Source organism: Streptomyces sp. 2A115 (genome assembly GCF_052245575.1).
Taxonomy (GTDB): Bacteria; Actinomycetota; Actinomycetes; order Streptomycetales; family Streptomycetaceae; genus Streptomyces.
This window is the reverse complement of sequence record NZ_JBQQCG010000191.1, coordinates 1-3,205: the sequence shown is the minus strand read 5'-3', so window position 1 is coordinate 3,205 and position 3,205 is coordinate 1. Positions and strand designations below refer to the sequence as shown.

Annotated in this window: 4 protein-coding genes; all 4 read left to right on the top strand. The window is 69.0% G+C overall.

The genetic code is table 11. The features are described 5' to 3' along the window. The first annotated feature begins 209 nt into the window (after nucleotides 1-209). The 4 genes from ACTWQR_RS55390 to ACTWQR_RS55375 all read left to right on the top strand — a co-directional run bounded on the left by ACTWQR_RS55390 (nucleotide 210) and on the right by ACTWQR_RS55375 (nucleotide 2,716). Nucleotides 210-656, top strand: coding sequence for a hypothetical protein (locus ACTWQR_RS55390; RefSeq protein ID WP_443234960.1), 447 nt, complete (start codon nucleotides 210-212; stop codon nucleotides 654-656). Between the two features lie 52 nt (nucleotides 657-708). Continuing rightward, complete coding sequence (locus ACTWQR_RS55385; RefSeq protein WP_443234959.1) at nucleotides 709-1,548, top strand: transposase family protein; 840 nt, start codon at nucleotides 709-711, stop codon at nucleotides 1,546-1,548. Between the two features lie 120 nt (nucleotides 1,549-1,668). Continuing rightward, the gene (locus tag ACTWQR_RS55380) at nucleotides 1,669-2,142 is read left to right on the top strand and encodes a nuclear transport factor 2 family protein (RefSeq protein WP_443234958.1); all 474 of its coding nucleotides are present in this window, start codon (nucleotides 1,669-1,671) and stop codon (nucleotides 2,140-2,142) included. A 25-nt stretch (nucleotides 2,143-2,167) separates the two neighbouring features. After that, nucleotides 2,168-2,716 carry a TetR/AcrR family transcriptional regulator gene (locus ACTWQR_RS55375; RefSeq protein ID WP_443234957.1) on the top strand — a complete coding sequence of 183 codons (549 nt, stop codon included), beginning with the start codon at nucleotides 2,168-2,170 and terminating at the stop codon, nucleotides 2,714-2,716. Nucleotides 2,717-3,205 lie beyond the last annotated feature (489 nt).

The following is a 3,205-nucleotide window of genomic DNA, read 5'->3' as shown; positions in this document are numbered from 1 at the left end:
TGAGCGGTGTGCATCGTGAAATCGCAGGTCGCGGGTCTGGTGTGAATGACGAGTGGGGTACTCGCGCCGGTCGGCGGCCGATGACCTTGGTGTAGATCATTGGGTGGTCCGGTTCCGGTGGGATGCCTGGTTCGGCTGCGCTCGCGACTTGCCCCCGCCTACGATCCGTCGGCAGGTCGGCACGCCACGAGATCGCGGGAGGACTCGGGATGCAGGAGCGGCAGTGGATCGCCGCCCGCCGGAGCGAACTGGACGCCCTTGCTGAGGAGTTGACCATGCAGCTTCAGGAGGTCCAGGTCGAGCGGGACGAACTGGCGATCGCGGAGCGGGTGTTGAATCGGCTGGCCGAGCAGGTCCAGGCCGACGCCGAGGCTGTCGCTCCGATATCGGCGAAGGTGGCCGGGCGGGCGGTCCTGCTCATCCCGCACCGCAGCGACGCTGCCGACGAGGGCGCGCTGCCCGGCGACTACCGCAAGATCCTGGCGATCGTGCGGGAGGCCGACGGCCCGGTGCAGGTCAGGGCGGTCGGCGAGCGGCTGGGTCTGAACGCCTCGGTGCGCGGCAAGCTGGAGCCGCTGCGGGCGAAAATGACCAAGCTCGCCGACCGCGGCTGGCTGCACAAGCGGCCCGACGGGCGGTTCATCGCCCGTCCCTAGCCGCGCGGGGCGGGCCGTAACTGGCGGGCCCCCGGCGGCAGTTGAGTTTGGTGTGAAGAAAAACAACCATCCCGTCGAGGGCCCTGACGGCCTTGTCTACACCGCCCGCCTGCCGCTGTCGAGTGCCACCCTGAACTGGCTCGCCGACCTGATACGTGGCCACTGCAAGAAGATCAGGTCACGGTGGCGGGCCCTGCCCGCGGGGAAGATCGCCGCCATCGTGCTCGCGGTGCTGCGCTGTGACCAGCGGCCGGGCGACCTGGCCGGCGGCAACGGGATACACCGCACCACCGTGACCCGGTGGGTCAGGGAGGTCGTCGGCCTGCTGGCCGCTCGCGCCCCGCGCCTGGACCGCGCCCTGAAGAAGATCACCCGAACGGGTGGCGGGGTGGTCCTGCTGGACGGCTCGCTGATCCGCACCCGGCGGCGCACCGGCAAAGAGAACCGGAAGAACTACTCTGGCAAGAGCAAATGCCATGGCTTGCTCGTGATCGCGCTCACCGACGACCGCGGCCGACTGCTCTGGGTCTCGGCGGCCCGGCCCGGACGTACCTCGGAGATCACCGCCTGCCGTCACGACCGGCTCACCGTCAGGCTGCGGGCGGCCGGCCTCGGAGCCATCGCCGACCTGGGATTCGTCGGGCTCGACGACAGCAGTTCCGACGCCGATCCGGCGGTGATCACCGGCTACAAGGCCGCCCGGAACCGACCGCTGACGCGCGGGCAGAAGCTGTCCAACAAGGCCCTTGCCGCAGTACGGGCGCCGGTCGAGCACGGCTTCGCCCACCTGAAGAACTGGCGCGTACTCGGCAAGGTACGCACCGACCCGAAGTGGGCGACCGCCCTGGTGAGGGCTCTGCTGGTCCTGACGAACCGCGAAGTCTCCCGGTGACCGACGCCATCCTCTGCGTGAACCGGACCGGGATCCCCTGGCGTCACCTCCTGCTCGATTACCCGCACAACGGCTCACGGCATGGTAGGTTATAGGTCGACCACTAACGTAGGGGTGAAAATGACAGTCAAGGAAGACGACACCGCCCGCCGCGCCGCTGCCCAGCACGCCGTGGCCGAGCACCTGCGCCTCACCGCTGCCGGACACACCGAGGAGTGGGTGAAGCTGTTCGCCCCGGACGCCGTGCTCGAGTTCCCGTACGCGCCGGCCGGCGTGCCCCAGCGGGTAACGGGGCGAGACGCACTGCGCGCGCACATGAGCAACTTTCCCAAGACCTTTGACGTGGAGTTCGTCGACCTGGTGTTCCACGAGACGGTCGATCCGAGTCTGGTGATCGCCGAATTCCGCTCAAAGGGCACGGCGCTGCCGACCGGCAAGCCGTACGAGCAGACGTGCATCTCCGTCGTGCGGACCGATGACGACGCGCGCATCACCCACTACCTGGACTACTGGAACCCGCTGGTGGCGATCGAGGCGCTCACGCCCCACGACGTGCCGTCCGACTCCGACCGCAGCGTGGCTTTTGGAGGCTGAGGGGAGCCGTGTTTGACTGACGCCCATGCCTGCCGCCGGTACCAGCACGAAGAGCGACGAACGACGTCGGGCCATCGTGGCCGCCGCGGTCGACTGCTTCGCGCAAAAGGGTTTCTACGGTACGACGACGCACGAGATCGCAGACTGGGTCGGCGTCTCTCAGCCGTATCTGTATCGCCTGTACCCGAACAAGGAAGCACTGTTCGCGGCGGTGGTCGACCACGTGTCTGTCGTCATGACCGACACGCTGGTCGCTCACTCGCCGGCGTCGGGTGGGGCCGGGCCGGCGCCCGAGGCGGCGTTGGACGCGGCGCGCGGCGCCTACGCCGCGCTCGTCGCGGACCGGAGCATCCTGCGTTTCCTCATGCACGCGAACTGTGCCGTCGGCGAGCCGCTGGTGGAGCAGGCCGTGCGCCGGTGCTACGCCAAGCAGGTTGACACCGTTCGGCAGCTGCTGGGCGACGACGAGGCCGTGCGGCGCTGGTTCGGCGCCGGCATGCTCGACAACGTGGTCGCCGTGCTGGGTCTGGCCGACATCGATGAGCCGTGGGCGCACGTCCTCACCGCTCGATGACCCGACACTGGCAGTTCGGCGCCGACGGCCCCGAGTCTTCCTCGTAGGCCAACTCGGCCGATGGGACTCGGCTTCTTCAGCCGCGGGCAAGCTTCGTCCGGGTCAGCCTCTGGCGGGCGTCGGGGCGACGGCTGCGGCGGCCTCCGCCGCGGCCCGGTCCTGCTCGGCCAGCCGGTTCAGGACCCGGCGATCACGAGCTCCTCCCTCTCGGCCGGGACCTCCTGCAGCTGCTTGGCCAACTGCGCAGCGAGCGTGTCCAGTTCGCTCCGCGAGCCGTGGTCCGCTCCAGCTCCCGCATCCCCACCCTCTCCCGGCCCGGCCCGGGATCGTAAGAGCGGCACAGCGGTCGGCGCAGCACAAACCGAGGACGGCTCTGAACGACATGTCAGACGATCTTCGCCGTGGACACCGGCCGACGACCAGCGCGAGTAACTCTCCCGACCCTCAAACCAGATCCGTGACCAGCAACTTCACGATGCACACCACTCA

What these genes read in the sequence shown, in the direction of transcription:
- ACTWQR_RS55390 (WP_443234960.1), top strand. Translation starts at nt 210, where the DNA reads ATGCAGGAGCGGCAGTGGATCGCCGCCCGCCGGAGCGAACTGGACGCC.
- ACTWQR_RS55380 (WP_443234958.1), top strand. Translation starts at nt 1,669, where the DNA reads ATGACAGTCAAGGAAGACGACACCGCCCGCCGCGCCGCTGCCCAGCAC.
- ACTWQR_RS55375 (WP_443234957.1), top strand. Translation starts at nt 2,168, where the DNA reads ATGCCTGCCGCCGGTACCAGCACGAAGAGCGACGAACGACGTCGGGCC.